The 21762-nt window shown below is 60.4% G+C and carries 21 protein-coding genes; 18 read left to right on the forward strand and 3 right to left on the reverse strand.

Features of this window, described 5'->3' with window-relative positions:
- The first annotated feature begins 9 nt into the window (after positions 1 to 9).
- From fliM to flhB, 7 genes are read left to right on the forward strand one after another with little or no spacing between them, the layout of a single operon-like run.
- Positions 10 to 978, forward strand: a complete 969-nt coding sequence (gene fliM / locus AC3WMV_RS22730; RefSeq protein WP_003222890.1) for a flagellar motor switch protein FliM — start codon at positions 10 to 12, stop codon at positions 976 to 978.
- A gap of 55 nt (positions 979 to 1033) precedes the next feature.
- Positions 1034 to 1492: a flagellar motor switch protein FliN gene (fliN, locus tag AC3WMV_RS22735; protein WP_003222891.1), complete on the forward strand. Its 459-nt coding sequence runs from the start codon at positions 1034 to 1036 to the stop codon at positions 1490 to 1492.
- A complete protein-coding gene (gene fliO, locus AC3WMV_RS22740) occupies positions 1493 to 1945 on the forward strand; it encodes a flagellar biosynthetic protein FliO (protein ID WP_103368107.1) in 453 nt (150 codons plus the stop codon). It begins immediately after the preceding gene.
- Complete coding sequence (fliP, locus tag AC3WMV_RS22745; RefSeq protein ID WP_003222895.1) at positions 1945 to 2703, forward strand: flagellar type III secretion system pore protein FliP; 759 nt, start codon at positions 1945 to 1947, stop codon at positions 2701 to 2703. The genes fliO and fliP overlap by 1 nt, the downstream gene beginning before the upstream one ends.
- Positions 2700 to 2969, forward strand: a complete 270-nt coding sequence (gene fliQ, locus AC3WMV_RS22750; protein ID WP_007920026.1) for a flagellar biosynthesis protein FliQ — start codon at positions 2700 to 2702, stop codon at positions 2967 to 2969. Before fliP ends, fliQ begins: the two co-directional genes overlap by 4 nt.
- A gap of 3 nt (positions 2970 to 2972) precedes the next feature.
- Positions 2973 to 3758, forward strand: a complete 786-nt coding sequence (gene fliR / locus AC3WMV_RS22755) for a flagellar biosynthetic protein FliR (protein ID WP_027613914.1) — start codon at positions 2973 to 2975, stop codon at positions 3756 to 3758.
- A 3-nt stretch (positions 3759 to 3761) separates the two neighbouring features.
- Positions 3762 to 4901 carry a flagellar biosynthesis protein FlhB gene (gene flhB, locus AC3WMV_RS22760; protein ID WP_027613915.1) on the forward strand — a complete coding sequence of 380 codons (1140 nt, stop codon included), beginning with the start codon at positions 3762 to 3764 and terminating at the stop codon, positions 4899 to 4901.
- Positions 4902 to 4940: 39 nt separating this feature from the next.
- Here the strand turns inward: flhB and AC3WMV_RS22765 are convergent, their stop codons facing one another.
- The 3 genes from AC3WMV_RS22765 to AC3WMV_RS22775 form a co-directional block, all read right to left on the reverse strand.
- Positions 4941 to 7403: an MATH domain-containing protein gene (locus AC3WMV_RS22765; RefSeq protein ID WP_103368106.1), complete on the reverse strand. Its 2463-nt coding sequence runs from the start codon at positions 7401 to 7403 to the stop codon at positions 4941 to 4943.
- 2 nt (positions 7404 to 7405) lie between these two features.
- On the reverse strand, positions 7406 to 7885 hold the full coding sequence (locus tag AC3WMV_RS22770; RefSeq protein ID WP_103368105.1) for a hypothetical protein: 480 nt from the start codon (positions 7883 to 7885) through the stop codon (positions 7406 to 7408).
- A 342-nt stretch (positions 7886 to 8227) separates the two neighbouring features.
- Positions 8228 to 8587, reverse strand: a complete 360-nt coding sequence (locus AC3WMV_RS22775) for a DUF6124 family protein (protein WP_103368104.1) — start codon at positions 8585 to 8587, stop codon at positions 8228 to 8230.
- A 605-nt stretch (positions 8588 to 9192) separates the two neighbouring features.
- Here AC3WMV_RS22775 and AC3WMV_RS22780 point away from each other — a divergent pair.
- The 11 genes from AC3WMV_RS22780 to motD all read left to right on the forward strand — a co-directional run bounded on the left by AC3WMV_RS22780 (position 9193) and on the right by motD (position 21761).
- Positions 9193 to 9867 (forward strand): hypothetical protein, encoded by a 675-nt coding sequence (locus tag AC3WMV_RS22780; RefSeq protein WP_103368103.1) that lies wholly within the window; start codon positions 9193 to 9195, stop codon positions 9865 to 9867.
- Positions 9868 to 10086: 219 nt separating this feature from the next.
- Positions 10087 to 12216: a flagellar biosynthesis protein FlhA gene (flhA, locus tag AC3WMV_RS22785; RefSeq protein WP_027613918.1), complete on the forward strand. Its 2130-nt coding sequence runs from the start codon at positions 10087 to 10089 to the stop codon at positions 12214 to 12216.
- Positions 12217 to 12227: 11 nt separating this feature from the next.
- Positions 12228 to 13568 carry a flagellar biosynthesis GTPase FlhF gene (flhF, locus tag AC3WMV_RS22790; protein WP_003222914.1) on the forward strand — a complete coding sequence of 447 codons (1341 nt, stop codon included), beginning with the start codon at positions 12228 to 12230 and terminating at the stop codon, positions 13566 to 13568.
- Between the two features lie 113 nt (positions 13569 to 13681).
- On the forward strand, positions 13682 to 14512 hold the full coding sequence (gene fleN / locus AC3WMV_RS22795; protein ID WP_003222917.1) for a flagellar synthesis regulator FleN: 831 nt from the start codon (positions 13682 to 13684) through the stop codon (positions 14510 to 14512).
- Positions 14509 to 15249 carry an RNA polymerase sigma factor FliA gene (gene fliA, locus AC3WMV_RS22800; protein ID WP_007920004.1) on the forward strand — a complete coding sequence of 247 codons (741 nt, stop codon included), beginning with the start codon at positions 14509 to 14511 and terminating at the stop codon, positions 15247 to 15249. The genes fleN and fliA overlap by 4 nt, the downstream gene beginning before the upstream one ends.
- Before the next feature lie 165 nt (positions 15250 to 15414).
- Positions 15415 to 15786, forward strand: coding sequence for a chemotaxis response regulator CheY (locus AC3WMV_RS22805; RefSeq protein ID WP_024012118.1), 372 nt, complete (start codon positions 15415 to 15417; stop codon positions 15784 to 15786).
- 17 nt (positions 15787 to 15803) lie between these two features.
- Positions 15804 to 16592: a protein phosphatase CheZ gene (locus AC3WMV_RS22810; RefSeq protein WP_027613919.1), complete on the forward strand. Its 789-nt coding sequence runs from the start codon at positions 15804 to 15806 to the stop codon at positions 16590 to 16592.
- A gap of 54 nt (positions 16593 to 16646) precedes the next feature.
- Complete coding sequence (locus AC3WMV_RS22815) at positions 16647 to 18929, forward strand: chemotaxis protein CheA (protein ID WP_103368102.1); 2283 nt, start codon at positions 16647 to 16649, stop codon at positions 18927 to 18929.
- A gap of 49 nt (positions 18930 to 18978) precedes the next feature.
- On the forward strand, positions 18979 to 20115 hold the full coding sequence (locus AC3WMV_RS22820; protein WP_103368101.1) for a protein-glutamate methylesterase/protein-glutamine glutaminase: 1137 nt from the start codon (positions 18979 to 18981) through the stop codon (positions 20113 to 20115).
- The gene (locus AC3WMV_RS22825; protein WP_007967839.1) at positions 20115 to 20855 is read left to right on the forward strand and encodes a flagellar motor protein; all 741 of its coding nucleotides are present in this window, start codon (positions 20115 to 20117) and stop codon (positions 20853 to 20855) included. Before AC3WMV_RS22820 ends, AC3WMV_RS22825 begins: the two co-directional genes overlap by 1 nt.
- Before the next feature lie 15 nt (positions 20856 to 20870).
- Positions 20871 to 21761 carry a flagellar motor protein MotD gene (gene motD, locus AC3WMV_RS22830; RefSeq protein WP_027613922.1) on the forward strand — a complete coding sequence of 297 codons (891 nt, stop codon included), beginning with the start codon at positions 20871 to 20873 and terminating at the stop codon, positions 21759 to 21761.
- Position 21762 lies beyond the last annotated feature (1 nt).

Genomic DNA, 21762 nt, shown 5'->3' on the forward strand with positions numbered 1-21762 from the left:
GAACACGACATGGCCGTGCAGGATCTGCTGTCCCAGGATGAAATCGACGCGCTGTTGCATGGCGTCGACGATGGTCTGGTACAGACCGATAACGCTGCCGAACCCGGCAGTGTCAAAAGCTACGACCTGACCAGCCAGGATCGCATCGTCCGTGGACGCATGCCGACTCTGGAGATGATCAACGAGCGTTTTGCCCGTTACACCCGCATCAGCATGTTCAACATGCTGCGCCGCTCGGCGGACGTTGCCGTCGGTGGCGTCCAGGTGATGAAGTTCGGCGAATACGTGCACTCGCTGTACGTGCCGACCAGCCTCAACCTGGTCAAGATCAAACCGCTGCGCGGCACCGCGCTGTTCATCCTTGACGCCAAACTGGTGTTCAAACTGGTGGACAACTTCTTCGGCGGCGACGGCCGTCACGCCAAGATCGAGGGGCGTGAATTCACCCCGACCGAACTGCGTGTGGTGCGCATGGTGCTGGAGCAGGCCTTCGTCGATCTGAAGGAAGCCTGGCAGGCGATCATGGAAGTCAATTTCGAGTACATCAACTCGGAAGTGAACCCGGCCATGGCCAACATCGTTGGCCCGAGCGAAGCGATCGTGGTCTCCACCTTCCACATCGAACTCGATGGCGGTGGCGGCGACCTGCACGTGACCATGCCGTACTCGATGATCGAGCCGGTGCGCGAGATGCTCGACGCCGGTTTCCAGTCGGACCTCGACGATCAGGACGAGCGCTGGGTCAACGCCCTGCGTCAGGACGTGCTCGATGTCGACGTGCCGATCGGCGCCACCGTGGCCCGCCGCCAGTTGAAGCTGCGCGACATCCTGCACATGCAGCCGGGGGACGTGATCCCGGTCGAGATGCCGGAAGACATGATCATGCGCGCCAACGGCGTACCGGCCTTCAAGGTCAAGATGGGCTCGCACAAAGGCAACCTCGCGTTGCAGGTTATCGAGCCGATCGAGCGTCGCTGAAGCGGCGCTTTTCCCCCACGCATTTAACTGAATTGTTGCCCGCCGAGGACACATGATGAACGACGAAATGAACGCCCAGGACGATCAGGCACTGGCCGACGAATGGGCTGCGGCCCTGGAAGAGACCGGTGATGGCAGCCAGGCTGACATCGACGCACTGCTGGCCGCCGACGCTGGCGCTGCAAGCTCCAACCGTCTGCCGATGGAAGAGTTCGGTAGCGTGCCGAAGAACAACGATCCGGTGACGCTGGACGGTCCGAACCTGGACGTGATCCTCGACATCCCGGTGTCGATCTCGATGGAAGTGGGCAGCACCGACATCAACATCCGCAACCTGCTGCAACTGAACCAGGGTTCGGTGATCGAGCTCGATCGTCTGGCCGGCGAGCCGCTGGACGTACTGGTCAACGGCACGCTGATCGCGCACGGTGAAGTGGTGGTGGTCAACGAGAAGTTCGGCATCCGCCTGACCGACGTGATCAGCCCAAGCGAACGCATCAAGAAGCTGCGCTGAGTGAAACGGTTTCTCTGGGCTTTGCTGGCACTGCCATTGAGCGTGCTGGCCGCCGAGCCGTCGACGGCGACGACCGTGCCTGCTGCCACCGCGCCGATGGTCAGCAGCGGCGTGGCCGGGCAACTGACGCAACTGGTGTTCGGTCTGTTGCTGGTGCTGGGCTTGATCTTCTTCCTCGCCTGGCTGCTGCGCCGGGTGCAGCAATCGGGGCCAGCAGGCAAGGGCCAGGTGATCGAGCTGATCGGCTCCCGCGCACTCGGTCCGCGTGACCGGTTGATGCTGGTGCAGGTCGGCAACGAGCAGATTCTGCTCGGCTTGAGCCCTGGCACCATCACCGCGCTGCATGTGCTCAAGGAGCCGGTGCAAGTGCCGAGCAGCAGCGAAAAAGCGACCCCGGAATTTGCCCAGCATCTGCTGAAGATTCTCGGCAAGGATCAGAAGGATAAGAAGTAATGGGTGCGCTACGCATCGTCTTGACGCTGGCCTTGATGCTGGCCGCGCCGCTGGCGTTCGCCGCCGATCCGTTGTCGATCCCGGCGATCACGCTGGGCACCAACGCCGATGGCGCGCAGGAGTATTCGGTCAGCCTGCAGATCCTGCTGATCATGACGGCGCTGAGCTTCATTCCGGCGGCCGTGATCCTGATGACCAGTTTCACCCGGATCATCATCGTCTTCTCGATCCTGCGTCAGGCCCTCGGCCTGCAGCAGACGCCATCGAACCAGATTCTCACCGGCATGGCGCTGTTCCTCACCATGTTCATCATGGCCCCGGTGTTCGACCGGGTGAACAACGATGCGCTGCAGCCGTATCTGGCGGAAAAACTCACCGCCCAGCAAGCGGTGGAAAAGGCTCAGGTACCGATCAAGGACTTCATGCTCGCCCAGACCCGCACCAGCGATCTGGAGCTGTTCATGCGTCTGTCCAAGCGCACTGACATTGCCACCCCGGATCAGGCGCCGCTGACCATTCTGGTGCCGGCGTTTGTCACCTCCGAGCTTAAAACCGCCTTCCAGATCGGCTTCATGATCTTCATCCCGTTCCTGATCATCGACCTGGTCGTGGCCAGTGTGCTGATGGCGATGGGTATGATGATGCTCTCGCCGCTGATCATTTCACTGCCGTTCAAGATCATGCTGTTCGTGCTGGTGGATGGCTGGGCGCTGATTATTGGCACTCTGGCCAGCAGTTTCGGAGGTGTCTCGCCATGACGCCGGAAGTTGCGGTCGATATCTTTCGTGAAGCGCTGTGGCTGACCACTCTGATGGTCGCGATTCTGGTAGTGCCGAGCCTGTTGGTCGGTTTGCTGGTGGCGATGTTTCAGGCGGCGACGCAGATCAACGAACAGACCCTGAGCTTCCTGCCGCGTCTGCTGGTGATGCTGGTGACCCTGATCGTCGCCGGCCCGTGGATCGTGCAGACGTTCATGGAATACATCATTCAGTTGTACAAAAACATTCCGATGGTCATCGGCTAAGCCATGCAATCGCTGCTTCAGTTGACCGACACCCAGATCAGTACCTGGGTGGCGTCGTTCATGTTGCCACTGTTTCGCGTCGCCTCGATGCTGATGGTCATGCCGGTGTTCGGCACCACGCTGGTGTCGCGGCGGATACGCCTGTATTTCGCCGTGGCCATCACCGTATGCATTGCCCCGGGGCTGCCGCCGATGCCGGACGTCAGTCCGCTTGCTCTCAGCGGCTGGTTGCTGATTGCCGAGCAGATTCTGGTGGGTGCGGTGCTGGGGTTTTCCCTGCAACTGTTTTTCCAGGCATTTGCCGTGGCCGGGCAGATTGTCGCGATCCAGATGGGCATGGGCTTCGCCTCGATGGTTGACCCGGCCAACGGTGTCTCGGTGGCAGTGATCGGGCAGTTCTTCACGATGCTGGTGACCTTGCTGTTCCTGTCGATGAACGGCCATCTGGTGGTCTTCGAAGTACTCACCGAAAGCTTCACCACGCTGCCGGTCGGCGGCGGCTTGATGACGGCGCAATACTGGGAGCTGGCCGGCAAGCTTGGCTGGGTTCTCGGGGCGGCGTTGTTGCTGGTGCTGCCGGCGGTCACCGCGCTGCTGGTGGTCAACATCGCCTTCGGCGTGATGACCCGCGCCGCGCCGCAACTGAACATTTTCTCCATCGGTTTCCCGCTGACTCTGGTGCTGGGCCTGTTCATCGTCTGGGTCGGTCTGGCGGACATCCTCAATCAGTATCAACCGCTGGCCTCCGAGGCCTTGCAGTTGTTACGCGAACTGGCACGGGCGCGCTGAGCCATGGCAGAGAGCGAAAGCGGTCAGGACAAAACAGAAGACCCCACGGACAAACGAAAAAAGGACTCCCGTGAGAAGGGTGAGATTGCCCGTTCCAAAGAGCTCAACACCCTCGCCGTGATGATGGCCGGTGCCGGTGCGCTGCTGGTGTTCGGCGGCATGCTGGCCGAAGACCTGATGGAGCTGATGCGCCTGAACTTCACCCTCTCGCGCGAAGTGATCATGGACCAGGGGGCCATGGGCAGGTTCCTGTTGCAGTCGGGCCAGATGGCGCTGTTGGCGATCCAGCCGATCATGATCACCCTGTTGCTGGCGGCGCTGATCGGGCCGATCTCCCTCGGTGGCTGGCTGTTTGCGGCCGGCTCCATGGCACCCAAATTCAGCCGGATGAACCCGGCCGCGGGCCTGAAGCGGATGTTCTCGTTCAAGGCGGTGGTCGAACTGCTCAAGGCGCTGGCCAAGTTTCTGATCACCCTGGGGGTGGCGTTGGTGGTGTTGTCGGCGGACGTCGATGATTTCTTGCGGATCGCCCACGAGCCGCTCGAAATGGCGATCATTCACAGTGTCACGCTGGTCGGCTGGAGTACGTTGTGGCTGGCCTGCGGCCTGATCATCATTGCCGCCGTCGACGTGCCGGTGCAGCTCTGGGAAGCCCACAAGAAACTGCTGATGACCAAGCAGGAAGTGCGCGACGAGCACAAGGATCAGGAAGGCCGGCCGGAGGTCAAGCAGCGCATCCGCCAGACCCAGCGCGAGATGTCGCAGCGGCGGATGATGGCGGCGATTCCCGACGCCGACGTGGTCATCACCAACCCGACCCACTACGCCGTCGCGCTCAAGTACGACTCGGAGAAGGGCGGGGCGCCAGTGCTGCTGGCCAAGGGCAGCGACTTCCTCGCGCTGAAGATCCGCGAAATCGCCGTCGCCAACAACGTCATGCTCCTCGAATCGCCGGGGCTGGCGCGCTCGATCTACTACTCCACCGAACTCGAGCAGGAAATCCCCGGCGGCCTGTACCTGGCGGTCGCCCAGGTGCTGGCCTACGTCTACCAGATCCGCCAGTACCGCGCCGGCAAGGGCAAACGCCCGGATCCGCTGAAAGACGATCTGCCGATCCCGCCGGATCTGCGGCGCGATTCCTGATGCTGGGCTTCCTGCATTGATACCCTGTCTTTGCGCAGATCAGGGGAAGAATGAAAAGTGATCCAGCCCGATCCAATCGTGTGTATTGATCAGTATTTCAATCCTGGTTATTCCGTTTGCGCTGAATTCGACGAGATGGGCGTCATCTTGCGAACTAGTAAATGTTCTTTTTCCCAACAGTTGACCCGCTGTGTTGTAAAAAAAAGCGGTGATTCCAGTGTTTGTCCAGGTGTGCCAAAAACTGACTTTTGAATAGGTTGATTTGAGATCAATTCTGCACCGCTGTGGATACGTATCCTTATAGCCAAGATGCAGTAATTGCCCGCTACGTTTGCCGGGGAGTGGCGGATAGTCTAGAGAGCCATCAATTCCCATTTGTCCGCTACCTGAAATAAAGGTAATGGTCATGCTCGGGAGTTCGATGAGCTGGCCAACTGTGATGAGTCGAGTACGCGTGTTATCAAAGTCCTCATGTAGAGGGGGTGAAATGTTTTTTATGCTATAGGAGCGTAGCGGAAAGGTTACCGCGTTAGCTTTGATAGCGGACCCATCTAGGTTAGCCGCGCACGCTATCTTCAGCTCAGTCCCTTCTTTGAGTTCTTTCAACCACTCGATCGGCGCCGCCAGGGACAATCCATCCGGCGAGTCATTGGGCTCTCCCGACCTGACGTCGTTGGTTATCGGCTCGCCGTTCTTGTCAAAGCCTCTACAGGTTGCCCAGATCGGTTGTCCTGGTTCGAACAACGGCCATCTTTCCGCGAGAATCCGTGCGTCTGTTGTGAGGTCTTGAACGCTCAACTCTTTACTGGTGTTGCCGTCGATATTAGGTGTTGGAAGACGCGGGTCTTCATCGATAATTTTCAGCAGTCTCACCTTGATCGCGTCTGATTGGCCAGCGTGGCCACCGTTGCGATACAAGTTCCCGCGCAGCTCGATCACCGTTCCATGTCGCGCCGCCAGGAATGCGGGGCTCAACAGTGTGTTCACTCGCTTGTTGCTGTTGAATTCCACCAACGGAAACGGCGGCCAACCTGCCGGTGGATTGTCTTCCTCCAGGCATGCCTGGTCGCCGCTCAATGCTTCTGGGTATTCGATGCGCACCGTCACCCCGTCCGGGTAGGCCAGGACATCAATCGGATCTGTGGCCGGTGCTACAAGGAACGGTGGCGGCAGCTCCCCCAGCGCCGTCCCGATGCGCAACGTCAACTCATGAGAATGCCCCAGCGTCTCGCCCGCCCGCTGAATGCTGTAATCGGCGACCACCGTACCGTTCAGGTTGGTGGTCACGTATTTTTTCTCAACGGTAATCCGCACAGGCCTGCCGGCGGTGGCGGGGATCAGGTCGACATGACTACTGATGCTGCCGCCGCTGGCGGAGCCGCGCCAACGGTAATTCACGCGATCCTTGTCGCGGGTGCCGAGGTACGGCACCACCAGCGTGGCACCGGTGGGTGGCACGTTGTCCGGATCGAGCACGTCGTTGGCATCTGCGCCCTCGACTTCCGGCCGGTCGAACGTCGGCAGGGCGACGCCGACCTGCATCATGAATGGCAGCGAATCGCGAACGCTCAACAGCCCCGTTTCGCTGTTGGTGACGACGTAATAGACCTTGACGTTCAGGCCGTTGAAGCGCTGGATTTCGGCATTGCTCACGCTGCGCAGGACGGGCTGATTGTCCTCTACGTTGCCGACCGGGCGGGGATCTTCGTAATAAACGGTGTCGTTACCGGGCGCCTGGGCCGACCAGATCAGGTTGATCAGGTCGCTGCTGTTGCGACCGGGATACCAAGGGATCTGCACGGTTGCCCAGCGCGTTTCGGGTGGCAACGTTCCGCCCGGTGCCTCGTCGACGGTAGGGGCGACTAACTGGCTGATGTCGCCAATCACGGTGACGCTGGCATTTTTTGAGCGGCGGTCGCTTTCATCGCTGCGACGGCGCACATAGCCGACCGAGGCTGCGCCTTTGGCGATGGCTTTGACGGCGGCGTTGGGGATGGGGAAATCGAGCTGGAAGGGCACGTACGACACCTCTTTTTCCAGCGGCCCGACGATGATCTGCGAGCCTTGCGCCGGGGTGCCGATCCAGGTCAGGAGCACCTTGTCGCCCACCGCAAAATCGTCCTTGGTGATGTAAACGCGGGCGATCACATCGTCATCCCCGAGCTGGTCGAGGTCGATGCTGTCGGTTGGAATGCCGTTGACCAGCACCTGCGGTTCGTCCAGCCGATTGCCCCCCAGGTCCACCAGCAATTCACGCGTCGCTGACCACGGCGCACGTTCGTCCGGGTAATTACCGCAGCGGTCAATGACCTGATAAGCCACCGCGACACGATCACCGTCCCCGGCGGCGTCGATAACGGCGCGGCTGAAGACAACCTCGATCGAGTTTCTGATCGGGTCCTGGGCCTGTTCCGGCGTAACGATATGCACCTCTTGCTGGCTACCCCAGCGGGCGAGAATGCGGTCGTATCGGGTGAGGTTGCGGTAAGGCACGATGTGCATCGTCACCCCGCTGGGCGGCAGGTTTTCATCGACCTCGTCATGAGAGAGGGAGAACTTGAGATCGGAGTGGCCGTCATCGCCGGGAATGTCATCGTACCCCCGGGACGTGTGAGTTTGACCAGCAGGGTCATGACCGGTTTCGAGTCCTCCGGGGCGCCCTGGTTCTTGCGCGTGATCCGGTAGAACACTGGCGTGGCATCCCCCTCAAGTACCTGGCCCTTGGCAATGGTGAAAACCAGGTCCTGGTTGAGCTCGGCATCGTGCTCTAAGGTCTTGCTCCAGACCGCGGCGCTGTCATTGTCCCAGAACACCTCGGCCAGATCGCCAATGGACATGGTCAGCCAGGCGGGGATGATGCCTTGCAGATCGCCTTCCACGGCTCTGATGGGTATGCCGCCGTCATAGTGTTCGGCAGGGCTGAGGTTGACCAGTGCCGGAAGATACGGAGGTCTGAGGGCTTGAGGGGTTTGCTTGCTGGACATCTGGCGAACTCCGGTCGGGGGGCTGGGTGACGGAGTTATTGAGCGCGCGTTGGAGGAATTAGGCACCTGTCAGATCTAACAGGTGCTGGCGGGTTTCCGACAAGTGGTCATGTGGGCTGAAGAAAAGAGCCGACAAACCGCAGCCCGGTTAAATGAGGTGGCGGTTTTTTATGCCTGGAGACATGTGTCGGCTGTGAGGCCGCTTTCGCGAGCAAGCCCGCTCCCACCGGTTCGGCGTGCAGGCACAGGTTTGTGATCGACACCAATCCCTGTGGGAGCGGGCTTGCCCGCGAAGACGTCAGCAGCCACAACGCCTCACTCAGGGCTTGTCACAGATCCCTGCTACTGCGGCAACTGCAGATTATCCAGCGCCCGATTCACCGCCAACTCGCCGAGCATGATCAGTTGCGCGATCCCCAGCAGCGTCCTGCGCTGCGACGCCGATATCAGATGGGCGAAGTCATTGGCGATGGTTCTGGCTGAAGCGAGTGTTTCGCAGGCATCGGCCAGCAGTTCTTCGTTTTTGAAGTCTGCGGTCACGGCGTACATCGAACGGGTTTTACGTTGAATGGGCGTGGCGCCGGGCGAGCAGAGGTAGTGGTCGAGGGCGCGGTCGGCCGCTTCGTGGAGCTTTTTTGAATCGAGGGATTCGTAGGGGGAGGTGGCGTCGGTTTCGGGTGGGTTGGGTGTTGGTTTGATCATGGTGAAGCTCCTAGAGTCGACGGAGCTGCCACATTTCGCTGCGATACGAAAGGGAGGTGGCAGCTATACGCGGGTCGCAGACCGGGACTCTAGAACCGGCAGACCCAAAGGTCTCCCACGTACAGCCGCCATAAAACGAGGACGGAAGTTGTGCGTCTAGAAATCAGCGGGCTGCGAGACCCGATCGCTGATTCGTCAGCGACTGATCCACAATAGAACCCGCCCCCAAGGCGCACAAGCCGGCGGATTCTGGCGTAGCTGTAGGCAATGGCGCAAGGATGTGTAGCCCGCAAGGCGTGTCTGGAGGTGTCTTTTAAACGCCAGCGTTTAAAGGTGCTGCGCATGATTCTGTGGTGTCGCAGATGGCCTCTTCGCGAGCAAGCCCGCTCCCACAGGGGATCTGTGTGATACCGCCAATCTGTGTTCATTGCGGCGCGATTCCTGATAAATCAAAAGACCGCGGCCTTCCGTTTATCTGAAAAAGACCTCTACCTGTTAGTTCTGACAGTGGACACACAGGGCATTCAGCTATTCCATGTTCCCTGGCAGGTTTCTCGGGCAAGTCGCCTTCTGACCTGTCTTTAACATTCGCCAAGGAGAAGGACATGCCAGAGAATTACAGAAAGCTTGAAGGAATGAGGTTCGAGTTCGTTTCCGGGTCGGTGGTGAAAGAGTCTGATCATATCGCTTGCACGTTCACTTTTATGGCGATGTTGGACTTCACGCATTTCGTGCACATGAGCAATGCGTATGTGCCGGGCTATCTCGATTCGTATATCAATGCGATCAAGCCAAGGTTGGACGGGGTAGCCCACCATAGTCTCTACAACCGATTCAATAGTGCCGCTGGCAACATTGGCACTGTTGAAGAGTTGGTCAGGGTTTTCTCTTCGCCCAATAACTACTCCGATACATGGGGGAGCAATGGCACCGGCCTACTGATGCGTTATCACAAACCACAATTTCACATGGTCGGTGATCAGTTACAGGTCACGGGTGGGCAGGACTTTCGATGGGAGGTCGAGCCGCAGGTCGAGCGGAAGATCGAGCCGCAGGATGTGCCGGACATTTACTTTGTCTGGGCACTGATTGTGTTGAAGGCAGATCCCGACAATCCTTTTCATCAGCCTGAGGAAATCGTGACTTTGGGCGATTCTGAGGAGGCGCTTGTCGACGTGGGAGGGAAGCCGATCCGTAAGGGTACGCGCTACCTGGTGGGCCGCGATTTGCGTCTTGGTGCGATAAATCCAGAGCAAATTTTGACTGCCGGGTATCCGTGAGTGCGCGGGTTTTCTGATTTTTTTCACCTGGGCTAAGGGTGATAGCCGTCCTGCGTCTGTTTTGCGGTCGGCTCCATGGCGCCCAGCTTCTCTCAAGATACTTCCCCTGAGGCAAACCTCAATTTCAATCCCCGGCAAAAGTTGGAAGGCTTCTTGCAGTAGCCGCCGTGCGCCTGCGTTGGGCGTCAAAAGTTTGCTTTAAAGGAACGGGGAAAACCGGTGGATCGCTCTCAGTTATTCAACACTGCTCGCTCGAATGTTGCCGACCTCAGTCGAGGCAATCTAGGCGTGCCGTTGTTGCTGCTGGTCATGCTGGCGATGATGATGTTGCCGGTGCCGCCGTTCCTGCTGGACGTTTTTTTCACCTTCAACATCGCCCTGTCGATCGTCGTCCTGCTGGTCTGCGTGTATGCGCTGCGGCCGCTGGATTTCGCGGTGTTCCCGACCATTCTGCTGGTGGCGACGCTGCTGCGGCTGGCGTTGAACGTGGCCTCGACGCGGGTGGTGATGCTCCACGGTCAGGACGGCCACGCCGCTGCCGGTAAGGTGATTCAGGCCTTCGGTGAGGTGGTGATCGGCGGTAACTACGTGGTCGGTATCGTGGTGTTCGCGATCCTGATGATCATCAACTTCGTCGTGGTGACCAAGGGTGCCGGGCGGATTTCCGAGGTGAGCGCACGCTTTACCCTTGATGCGATGCCCGGCAAGCAAATGGCGATCGACGCCGACCTCAACGCCGGTCTGATCGACCAGAACCAGGCCAAGGCGCGCCGTCAGGAAGTCGCCCAAGAGGCCGAGTTCTACGGTTCGATGGACGGTGCCAGCAAGTTCGTCCGTGGTGACGCCATCGCCGGCCTGCTGATTCTGTTCATCAACCTGATCGGCGGCATGGCCGTCGGTATCTTCCAGCACAACATGACCTTCGCCGACGCGGGCAAGGTTTACGCCTTGCTGACCATCGGTGACGGTTTGGTGGCGCAATTGCCATCACTGTTGTTATCGACAGCGGCCGCGATCATGGTGACCCGTGCTTCCGGTTCGGAAGACATGGGCAAGCAGATCAATCGGCAGATGTTCGCTTCGCCCAAAGCGTTGGCGGTGGCGGCCGGTTTGATGGCGGTCATGGGCCTGGTGCCGGGCATGCCGCACTTCTCGTTCCTGAGCATGGCTGCGCTGGCCGCCGGTGGCGCGTACCTGTTCTGGAAGAAGCAGAACGTCGCCAAGGTTCAGGCACTGCAGGAAGTTCAGCGTCAGCAGGAACTGTTGCCGTCGCCGGCCCGCGCCATGGAAACCAAGGAGCTGGGCTGGGATGACGTGACGCCGATCGACATGATCGGCCTGGAAGTCGGTTACCGCCTGATCCCGTTGGTGGATCGCAATCAGGGCGGGCAGTTGCTGGCGCGGATCAAGGGCGTGCGCAAGAAGCTCTCGCAGGATCTGGGCTTCCTGATGCCGACCGTGCACATCCGCGACAACCTCGATCTGGCGCCGAGCGCCTATCGCCTGACTCTGATGGGGGTGATTCTGGCCGAAGCCGAGATCTACCCGGATCGCGAGCTGGCGATCAACCCGGGGCAGGTCTACGGCACGCTCAACGGCATTACCGCCAAAGATCCGGCTTTTGGCCTGGAGGCGGTGTGGATCGAAGTCAGCCAGCGTGCGCAGGCGCAATCGCTCGGTTACACCGTGGTCGACGCCAGTACCGTAGTCGCGACGCACTTGAATCAGATTCTGTACAAGCACTCCAGCGAGCTGATCGGCCACGAGGAAGTGCAGCAACTCATGCAATTGCTGGCCAAAAGCTCGCCGAAACTGGCTGAAGAGCTGGTGCCGGGTGTGGTTTCGCTGTCGCAGTTGCTCAAAGTGCTGCAGGCGTTGCTCGCCGAACACGTGCCGGTACGCGATATCCGCAGCATTGCCGAGGCTATCGCCAACAATGCCGCCAAGAGTCAAGATACCGCCGCCTTGGTCGCCGCAGTGCGCGTCGGCGTATCCCGCGCCATCGTCCAAAGCATTGTAGGCACTGACTCCGAGCTGCCTGTGATCACCCTGGAACCAAGGTTGGAACAAATATTGCTCAATAGTCTGCAGAAGGCAGGACAAGGCTCTGAAGAGGGCGTTCTGCTGGAGCCAAGCATGGCCGAGAAGCTGCAGCGTTCGCTTATCGAAGCGGCGCAGCGCCAGGAAATGCAAGGTCAACCGGTGATCCTGTTGGTAGCAGGCCCGATCCGCGCGATGCTCTCGCGTTTCGGTCGCCTCGCAGTTCCAGGGCTGCACGTGCTGGCCTACCAGGAAATTCCGGACAACAAGCAAGTGACCATCGTTGCGACAGTAGGGCCCAACGGCTGAGGTAGTGGTTTATGCAAGTTAAGCGTTTTTTCGCCGCCGATATGCGTCAGGCCATGAAGCTGGTTCGTGATGAGCTGGGCGCTGATGCCGCCATTATTGGCAACCGCCGCATTGCCGGCGGCGTCGAGCTGACGGCGGCGCTGGATTACAAATTGTCGGCGCTGGCGCCACGGGTTCCGAACATGGAACTCGAGGACGAGCTGCGCAAGACCCAGTCGCGCATCGTGACCGCCCAGGCCGAACTGAGCCTGCGTGGCGAAGCCGACGGCAACACCAATCGCCAGTTGTTCGCCGGGCTGCCGTTGACGGCCGGCCTGCCGCTGACCGCTGCCGAGCCGTTGAGCGAACCGACTTACGCCGCCCCGGCGCGTCCGGCGCCCGCGCCTGCCCAGTCGTCCGCCGGCATCGATCCGCGTGCGCTGGATTCGATGCGTTTCGAACTGAACAGTTTGCGTGAGCTGATGGAAGTGCAGCTCGGCACGCTGGCCTGGAATCAGCTGCAAGGCAGCCGTCCGGCACAAGCCAATCTGTATCGTCGTCTGCAACGCATCGGTCTGTCCGGGCCGTTGTCGCGCGATCTGCTGGCGATGATCACCGATATTGAAGAACCACGTCAGGCTTGGCGCATGCTGCTCGCGCACCTGGCGCGAATGATTGCCGTACCGGAAGTCGAGCCGCTGGAAGAGGGCGGGGTGATTGCCATGGTCGGTCCGGCCGGCATGGGCAAGACCACCACCCTGGCCAAACTCGCTGCGCGCTACGTGCTCAAGTACGGCGCGCAGAATGTCGCGCTGGTCAGCATGGACAGCTTCCGCATCGGCGCGCAGGAACAACTGAAGACGCTGGGGCGGATTCTCAATGTGCCGGTGACCCACGTCGATCCGGGCCAGTCGCTGGTTCAGGCGCTCGACCCGCTGCTGCGCAAGCGCGTGGTGCTGATCGATACCGCCGGCTTGCAGGCCAGCGATCCGGCCTTGCGCATGCAGCTGGAAAGTCTGGCCGGGCGTGGCATCCGTTCAAAAAATTATCTGGTGCTGGCAACCACCAGCCAGAAACAGGTTCTAACCGCCGCGTACCACAGTTACAAGCGTTGCGGGCTAGCCGGCTGCATCCTGACTAAACTGGATGAGACGGCCAGCCTTGGCGAAGTGTTGAGCCTGGCGATCAGTCATGAACTGCCGGTCGCGTACCTGACCGATGGCCCACGGATTCCGGATGATCTGCATCTGCCGCGCCGTCATCAACTGGTCAGCCGCGCCGTCAGCGTGCAAATGCAGGAAGAACCCAGCGAAGAAGCCATGGCTGACATGTTCGCTGATATCTACCACAGCCCGACCAAGCAGGTTGGCTGAGGTAATGAACCGTTTTTGTACCTACATCGATGGTCTGCCATGCATTGTTCCGGTTGAGAACGCGCAGCCAGTAATGTGGCCTCCGTCTATGCAAGACAAGGTAAAGAAATAACATGGGCAGCATGCATCCCGTACAGGTGATCGCGGTGACCGGCGGCAAAGGTGGCGTCGGCAAGACTAACGTGTCAGTGAACTTGTCTCTGGCGCTGGCAGAGCTTGGCCGTCGGGTCATGCTGCTGGACGCCGATCTGGGGCTGGCGAACGTCGACGTTCTGCTGGGACTGACCCCCAAACGTACTCTGGCCGATGTGATCGAAGGCCGCTGTGAGCTGCGCGACGTGCTGTTGCAGGGCCCCGGCGGGATCCGCATCGTGCCGGCCGCTTCCGGCACCCAAAGCATGGTGCACCTGAGCCCGGCGCAACATGCCGGTCTGATTCAGGCTTTCAGCGACATCGGCGACAACCTCGATGTGCTGGTGATCGACACCGCTGCGGGTATTGGTGACTCGGTAGTCAGTTTTGTCCGCGCCGCGCAGGAAGTGTTGCTGGTGGTCTGCGACGAGCCGACCTCGATCACCGACGCCTACGCGCTGATCAAACTGCTCAACCGCGACTACGGCATGAACCGCTTCCGCGTGCTGGCCAACATGGCGCAGAGCCCGCAGGAAGGGCGCAACCTGTTCGCCAAGTTGACCAAGGTCACGGATCGCTTCCTCGACGTCGCCTTACAATACGTCGGCGCCGTGCCGTACGACGAAAGCGTGCGCAAGGCAGTGCAGAAGCAGCGAGCGGTCTATGAAGCCTTTCCGCGTTCCAAGTGCGCGCTGGCGTTCAAGGCGATCGCGCAGAAGGTCGATACCTGGCCGCTGCCTGCCAACCCGCGTGGCCACCTTGAGTTTTTCGTCGAGCGCCTCGTGCAGCAAACAGCAGGGCCTGTGTTATGACCGCGAGCGGTATGAACTACTACAAGAAGTCGGCACGTGACGCGCAGTACGAGTTGATCGAGCGTTACGCGCCACTGGTCAAGCGCATTGCCTATCACTTGCTGGCGCGCTTGCCGGCGAGTGTGCAGGTTGAAGACCTGATTCAGGCCGGGATGATCGGCCTGCTCGAAGTCTCGACCAAATATGACGCCAGCAAAGGCGCCAGTTTCGAAACGTACGCGGGCATCCGGATCCGCGGCGCGATGCTCGATGAAGTGCGCAAAGGGGATTGGGCACCGCGCTCGGTTCACCGCAATACCCGTATGGTCAGCGATGCCATTCGCTCAATTGAAGCTAAAACCGGCCGTGACGCTAAAGATCACGAGGTTGCGGCCGAACTCCAATTGAGTCTCGACGATTACTACGGGATTTTGAATGACACCCTGGGCAGCCGGCTGTTCAGTTTCGACGACCTGTTGCAGGACGGCGAACACGAAGGGCTGCACGAGGATGGCGCCAGTGCTCATCTTGAGCCGTCACGCGATCTGGAAGATGAACGCTTCCAGGCGGCGCTGGCGGACGCGATTGCCAATTTGCCGGAGCGTGAGCGACTGGTGTTGGCGCTGTACTACGACGAAGAGCTGAACCTCAAGGAGATCGGTGAAGTCCTTGGCGTCAGTGAATCGCGGGTCAGCCAGTTACACAGCCAGTGCGCGGCCCGTTTGCGGGGGCGTTTGGGGGAGTGGCGAGCGCGCTGAAGGCAGTGTGGGGACACTGCGAACGAGGCTGGTGCGGTGAGAACGGCACCGGTCTTGCTCTGTTGTGCTCCAGACAGTCTTCGAGTGCTGCGCCGATTGATTGAAGTGGCGCGTCCAGGTGCTGGGCGCGTTTAAGACTGCTTGGAGGTCGAATTGAACAAAGACATGAAAATCCTCATCGTTGATGACTTCTCAACGATGCGGCGGATCATCAAGAACCTGCTGCGCGATCTCGGGTTCACCAACACCGTCGAGGCCGACGATGGCACTACCGCCATTCCGGTACTCAACAGCGGCAGCATCGACTTTCTGGTAACGGACTGGAACATGCCGGGCATGACCGGTATCGACTTGCTGCGCCACGTGCGTGCCGATGAAAAACTCAAGCATCTGCCGGTGCTGATGGTGACCGCTGAAGCCAAGCGCGAGCAAATCATCGAAGCCGCTCAGGCCGGTGTGAACGGCTACGTGGTCAAACCTTTCACGGCTCAGGCGTTGAAAGACAAAATCGAGAAGATTTTCGAACGCATCGGCTGATGACGCGCGGGGGAGCTATGGAGCATAACGAATCTTCACAGGGCGATTTCGAGTCGACCCTGAAAAAACACGCGGTCGAACTGGTCGAGAGCCTTGAAAAAGGCAGGTTCGGCGACGCTGTGCAACTGATCCATGAGCTCAATCAGACCCGTGACCGCGGCCTGTATCAGGAAGTGGGCAAGCTCACACGCGAACTGCACAGTGCGATCGTCAATTTCCAGATCGATCCGCACATGCCGCAGGCCGAGGAAGTGTCGCAAATCACCGACGCCACCGAACGCCTGGGCTATGTGGTCAAGCTGACCGAAGCCGCGGCCAACCGCACCATGGATCTGGTGGAAAGCGCCACCCCGGTAGTCAATGGCCTGGCTGAAGAAGCCCAGGCCCTGAGCACCGATTGGGGCCGCTTCATGCGTCGTGAGGTCGGAGCTGAAGAGTTCCGCGAACTGGCGCGCCGGGTCGACGGTTTTCTGTCACGCAGCAGCACGGACAACCGTGCGGTGTCGAGCAACCTCAACGACATCCTGCTGGCTCAGGATTACCAGGACCTCACAGGTCAGGTGATCAAGCGTGTGACCCAACTGGTCACCGAAGTCGAAAGCAATTTGCTCAAACTCGTCCTCATGGCCAGTCAGGTTGACCGCTTTGCGGGCATCGAACACGACCGTGCCGCGATGCTTGCAGAAAAAGATCCACAAAAACATCTCTCGCAGGGTGAAGGTCCGCAGATTCATGCCGATAAACGAGAAGACGTTGTGTCCGGTCAGGACGATGTGGACGATTTGTTATCCAGCCTCGGATTCTAGAGTTTTGGAATTTTAGGTTTTTTGGGTTTTTAGACCTGTAGGAGCACCCCATTAATGAGCTTCGGCGCCGATGAAGAGATCCTTCAGGATTTCCTGGTTGAGGCCGGCGAGATTCTTGAGCAACTGTCCGAACAACTGGTCGAGCTGGAAAGCCGCCCGGATGACGCAGATCTGCTCAACGCAATTTTTCGCGGTTTCCACACTGTAAAAGGGGGCGCCGGCTTCCTTCAGCTCAACGAGCTGGTGGAGTGCTGTCACATCGCCGAAAACGTGTTCGACATCCTGCGCAAGGGTGAGCGGCGCGTTGATGCAGAACTGATGGACGTGGTGCTTGAAGCGCTGGACGCGGTGAACAGCATGTTCAGCGAAGTCCGTGAACGTGCACCGATCACGGCGGCCACCCCGGAACTGCTGGCCGCCCTGGCGCGTCTGGCCGAGCCGCAAACGGCCGACGAAGCCCCGGCTTCGCCAGTGGCCGAGATGATCGAAGAACTGGTCGTCGAAGGCGATTCGAGCGATTCGGGCGACATCACCGATAACGAATTTGAACAGCTGCTGGATTCGCTGAACGCCGTCAAGGCCGAAGCCGAAGCCCCGGCTGCTGCTGCACCTGCGCCGGCTGCCGATGCGACCGCCAGCGATGAAATCACCGACGCCGAATTCGAGTCGTTGCTCGATCAACTGCACGGCAAAGGCCAGTTCGCGCCAGACGCCGTGGCACCGACCGCGACCGCTCCAGCGGCACCGGCGGCGGGCGACAGCTCGGACATCACCGACGACGAATTCGAAGCACTGCTCGATCAGTTGCATGGCAAGGGCAACTTTGCCGTGGAAGCGCTGGAATCGGCTATCGCTTCGGCACCGGTTGCGCCTGCCGCACCGGCGGCTGCCGCTGCCGGCAGCGATCTGATCAGCGATCACGAATTCGAATCGCTGCTTGACGAGCTGCACGGCAAAGGCAAGTTCACCGACGTTGGCGCCGCTGCTGCGGGCACCGCGTCGACCGTGGCCGCGCCAGCTGCCAAGGCCGCCGCCGCTCCGGCTGCTGCACCGAAAGCTGCACCCAAGCCTGAGCCGAAAGCCGAAGCGCCAAAACCGGCCGCCGCTGCTGCACCGGCGCCGGCTCGTGCCGCCGCTGCTCCGCCACCGGAAAAACCGGCCAGCGAAGCCGAGACCACCGTGCGGGTCGATACCGCGCGTCTCGACGAAATCATGAACATGGTCGGCGAGCTGGTGCTGGTGCGTAACCGTCTGGTGCGCCTGGGTCTCAACAGCGGCGACGAAGCCATGTCCAAGGCCGTGTCGAACCTCGACGTGGTCACGGCTGACTTGCAGACCGCGGTGATGAAGACCCGGATGCAGCCAATCAAGAAGGTCTTCGGGCGCTTCCCGCGTCTGGTTCGCGACCTCGCGCGTCAGCTGAAGAAAGAGATCAATCTGGAACTGGTGGGTGAAGAAACCGACCTCGACAAAAACCTGGTCGAGGCCCTGGCCGACCCGTTGGTCCACTTGGTGCGTAACGCGGTCGACCACGGCATCGAATCGCCGGAAGAACGCGAAGCTTCGGGCAAGGCCCGTGGCGGTCGCGTGGTGCTGGCAGCCGAGCAGGAAGGCGACCACATCCTGTTGTCGATCTCCGACGACGGCAAGGGCATGGACCCGAACGTCCTGCGTTCGATCGCGGTAAAACGCGGTGTGATGGACAAGGACGCGGCCGATCGCCTGAGCGATACCGAGTGCTACAACCTGATCTTCGCCCCGGGTTTCTCGACCAAGACCGAGATCTCCGACGTGTCCGGCCGCGGTGTCGGCATGGACGTGGTGAAGACCAAGATTTCCCAGCTCAACGGTTCGATCAACATCTACTCGACCAAGGGCCAGGGCTCGAAGATCGTCATCAAGGTGCCGCTGACCCTCGCGATCATGCCGACCCTGATGGTGATGCTCGGCAATCAGGCGTTTGCGTTCCCGTTGGTCAACGTCAACGAAATCTTCCACCTCGACCTGTCGACCACCAACGTGGTGGACGGCCAGGAAGTGGTGATCGTGCGGGACAAGGCGCTGCCATTGTTCTACCTCAAGCGCTGGCTGGTCAGCTCCGCCGCTCACGAAGAGCAGCGCGAAGGCCATGTGGTGATTCTTTCGGTGGGCACCCAGCGGATCGGCTTCGTCGTCGATCAACTGGTCGGCCAGGAAGAAGTGGTCATCAAGCCATTGGGCAAAATGCTGCAGGGCACTCCGGGCATGTCCGGCGCCACCATCACCGGTGACGGCCGCATCGCGCTGATTCTCGATGTTCCAAGCATGCTCAAGCGTTACGCGACGAAGCGTATTTGAATCCGGGGCAGCGGGGCGACGACGTCCCGCCGCACCTAATGGAGTGTTTATGGCAGTCAAAGTCCTGGTGGTGGACGATTCGGGTTTTTTCCGCCGCCGCGTCTCGGAAATTCTTTCAGCGGATCCGAGCATCCAGGTGGTCGGCACGGCCACCAACGGTAAAGAGGCGATCGATCAGGCCCTGGCCCTCAAGCCGGACGTGATCACCATGGACTACGAGATGCCGATGATGGATGGCATCACGGCGGTGCGGCACATCATGCAGCGCTGCCCGACCCCGGTGTTGATGTTCTCCTCGCTGACGCACGAAGGCGCCCGGGTCACCCTGGATGCGCTGGACGCCGGTGCGGTGGATTTCCTGCCGAAGAATTTCGAAGACATCTCGTGCAACCCCGAGAAGGTCAAGCAACTGCTGTGCGAGAAGGTTCACAGCATCTCGCGCAGTAATCGTCGTTTCAGTGCCTACAGTGCGCCGGCTCCGGCCGCTGCACCGACGCCTGCGCCAGCCCCGGCGGCTTCGAGCTTCATCAGCCACAGCGCTGCTGCACCGACGCGTCCGGCGCCTGCTCCAGCACCTGCGCGTGCGCCAGCCGCCAGCGCGTCGTCGCCGGCACCGAAACGCAAAGCCTACAAACTGGTTGCCATCGGGACTTCGACCGGTGGCCCGGTGGCCCTGCAACGGGTGCTGACCCAATTGCCGGCGAACTTCCCGGCGCCGATCGTGCTGATCCAGCACATGCCGGCGGCGTTCACCAAGGCGTTTGCCGAGCGTCTGGACAAGCTGTGCCGCATCAGCGTCAAGGAAGCCGAGGATGGCGACATCCTGCGTCCGGGCCTGGCGCTGCTGGCTCCGGGTGGCAAGCAGATGATGATCGACGGCCGTGGCGCGGTGAAAATCCTGCCGGGCGACGAGCGTCTGAACTACAAGCCGTGCGTGGACATCACCTTCGGTTCCGCAGCCAAGTCCTACGGTGACAAAGTTCTGGCGGTGGTGCTCACCGGCATGGGCGCCGACGGTCGTGAAGGCGCGCGTCTGCTCAAACAGGGCGGCAGCTCGGTATGGGCACAAGACGAAGCAAGCTGCGTGATCTACGGCATGCCGATGGCCATCGTCAAAGCCGATCTGGCTGACGCGGTCTACGGCCTGGACGACATCGGCAAGCACATCGTCGAGGCGTGTATCTGATGGATGTTTTAAGCCTTATCGGGATTATCCTGGCGTTCGTCGCCATCATCGGCGGCAACTTCCTTGAGGGCGGACACCTCGGCGCGCTGGCCAACGGCCCGGCGGCGCTGATCGTGCTCGGGGGCACCATCGGTGCCGCGCTGTTGCAATCGCCGATGAGCGCCTTCAAGCGCGCCATGCAGATTCTCGCCTGGATCCTGTTTCCGCCACGTGTGGATCTGGCCGGTGGCATCGACCGCGTGGTCAACTGGAGCCTCACCGCACGCAAGGAAGGCCTGCTCGGCCTGGAAGGCGTCGCCGATGCCGAACCGGACAACTACTCACGCAAGGGCCTGCAACTGCTGGTCGATGGCGCCGAACCGGAAGCGATCCGCAGCATCCTCGAAGTGGACTTCTACACCCAGGAAGCCCGCGACATCGAAGCGGCCAAAGTTTTCGAAAGCATGGGCGGCTACGCGCCGACCATCGGCATCATCGGTGCGGTGATGGGCCTGATTCATGTGATGGGCAACCTCGCTGATCCGACCCAATTGGGCAGCGGCATTGCCGTGGCATTCGTCGCGACCATCTACGGCGTGGCCAGTGCCAACCTGGTGTTGCTGCCGGTGGCGGCCAAGCTCAAGTCAATCGCGTTGCGGCAGTCGCGTTATCGCGAAATGTTGTTGGAAGGTATTTTGTCGATCGCCGAAGGTGAAAACCCTCGCTCTATCGAGCTGAAGCTTCAGGGCTTCATGGATTGATGGGGGTAATGGACTATGGCTCGCCGCAGGCATCAGGAAGAACACGTTAATCACGAGCGCTGGCTCGTGTCCTACGCGGATTTCATCACGCTGTTGTTCGCGTTCTTTGTGGTGATGTACTCGATCTCGTCGATCAACGAAGGCAAGTACAAGGTCATTTCCGAGGCGCTGATCGGGGTTTTCACTGACTCCGATCGCTCGCTCAAGCCGATCCCGATCGGTGAGGAACGGCCAAAGACCGTGACCCCGGCCAAGCCGTTGGTCAAGGACAGCGAGCAGGTCGATGCCGGTATCGCCGGGGCCAGCGATCCGCTGAAAAGTATTGCCGATGACATCAGTGCCGCGTTCGGCGACTTGATCGCTTCCAACCAGATGACCGTGCGCGGCAACGAGTTGTGGGTCGAGATCGAACTGAATTCCAGCTTGTTGTTCGGCAGTGGCGACGCAATGCCGAGTGATATCGCGTTCAACATCATCGACAAGGTGGCGGCGATCCTCAAACCGTTCGACAACCCGATCCACGTCGAAGGCTTCACCGACGATCAGCCGATCCGTACCGCGCAGTACCCGACCAACTGGGAACTGTCCTCGGCGCGTTCGGCGAGTATCGTGCGGATGCTGGCGATGCAGGGCGTCAACCCCGGGCGTCTGGCCTCGGTGGGCTACGGTGAGTTTCAGCCGGTGGCCAACAACGCCACCGCCGAAGGCCGGGCGAAAAACCGTCGTGTGGTGCTGGTGGTGTCGCGCAACCTCGATGTGCGCCGCAGTCTGACCGGTACCGGTACTGCCAATGCACAACCGGACGCGGCATTGAAGCGCGCTGGCACACAAACTGCACCGTCCCCGGTCAAGACGCCGGGACGCGAGAGTGCCGTCAATTCTCCGTCGCCCGCATTAATACGCTGAG

The sequence above is a fragment of the Pseudomonas sp. FW305-3-2-15-E-TSA4 genome (assembly GCF_058787295.1).

Coding starts and splice junctions, on each gene's coding strand:
- fleN (WP_003222917.1), top strand. CDS start 13,682: ATGGGCAGCATGCATCCCGTACAGGTGATCGCGGTGACCGGCGGCAAA.
- motD (WP_027613922.1), top strand. CDS start 20,871: ATGGCTCGCCGCAGGCATCAGGAAGAACACGTTAATCACGAGCGCTGG.
- fliP (WP_003222895.1), top strand. CDS start 1,945: ATGGGTGCGCTACGCATCGTCTTGACGCTGGCCTTGATGCTGGCCGCG.
- flhF (WP_003222914.1), top strand. CDS start 12,228: ATGCAAGTTAAGCGTTTTTTCGCCGCCGATATGCGTCAGGCCATGAAG.
- fliR (WP_027613914.1), top strand. CDS start 2,973: ATGCAATCGCTGCTTCAGTTGACCGACACCCAGATCAGTACCTGGGTG.
- fliN (WP_003222891.1), top strand. CDS start 1,034: ATGAACGACGAAATGAACGCCCAGGACGATCAGGCACTGGCCGACGAA.
- AC3WMV_RS22765 (WP_103368106.1), bottom strand. CDS start 7,403: ATGCACATCGTGCCTTACCGCAACCTCACCCGATACGACCGCATTCTC.
- AC3WMV_RS22775 (WP_103368104.1), bottom strand. CDS start 8,587: ATGATCAAACCAACACCCAACCCACCCGAAACCGACGCCACCTCCCCC.
- AC3WMV_RS22780 (WP_103368103.1), top strand. CDS start 9,193: ATGCCAGAGAATTACAGAAAGCTTGAAGGAATGAGGTTCGAGTTCGTT.
- flhB (WP_027613915.1), top strand. CDS start 3,762: ATGGCAGAGAGCGAAAGCGGTCAGGACAAAACAGAAGACCCCACGGAC.
- AC3WMV_RS22770 (WP_103368105.1), bottom strand. CDS start 7,885: ATGTCCAGCAAGCAAACCCCTCAAGCCCTCAGACCTCCGTATCTTCCG.
- fliM (WP_003222890.1), top strand. CDS start 10: ATGGCCGTGCAGGATCTGCTGTCCCAGGATGAAATCGACGCGCTGTTG.
- fliQ (WP_007920026.1), top strand. CDS start 2,700: ATGACGCCGGAAGTTGCGGTCGATATCTTTCGTGAAGCGCTGTGGCTG.
- AC3WMV_RS22810 (WP_027613919.1), top strand. CDS start 15,804: ATGGAGCATAACGAATCTTCACAGGGCGATTTCGAGTCGACCCTGAAA.
- fliA (WP_007920004.1), top strand. CDS start 14,509: ATGACCGCGAGCGGTATGAACTACTACAAGAAGTCGGCACGTGACGCG.
- AC3WMV_RS22820 (WP_103368101.1), top strand. CDS start 18,979: ATGGCAGTCAAAGTCCTGGTGGTGGACGATTCGGGTTTTTTCCGCCGC.
- AC3WMV_RS22805 (WP_024012118.1), top strand. CDS start 15,415: ATGAAAATCCTCATCGTTGATGACTTCTCAACGATGCGGCGGATCATC.
- AC3WMV_RS22815 (WP_103368102.1), top strand. CDS start 16,647: ATGAGCTTCGGCGCCGATGAAGAGATCCTTCAGGATTTCCTGGTTGAG.
- AC3WMV_RS22825 (WP_007967839.1), top strand. CDS start 20,115: ATGGATGTTTTAAGCCTTATCGGGATTATCCTGGCGTTCGTCGCCATC.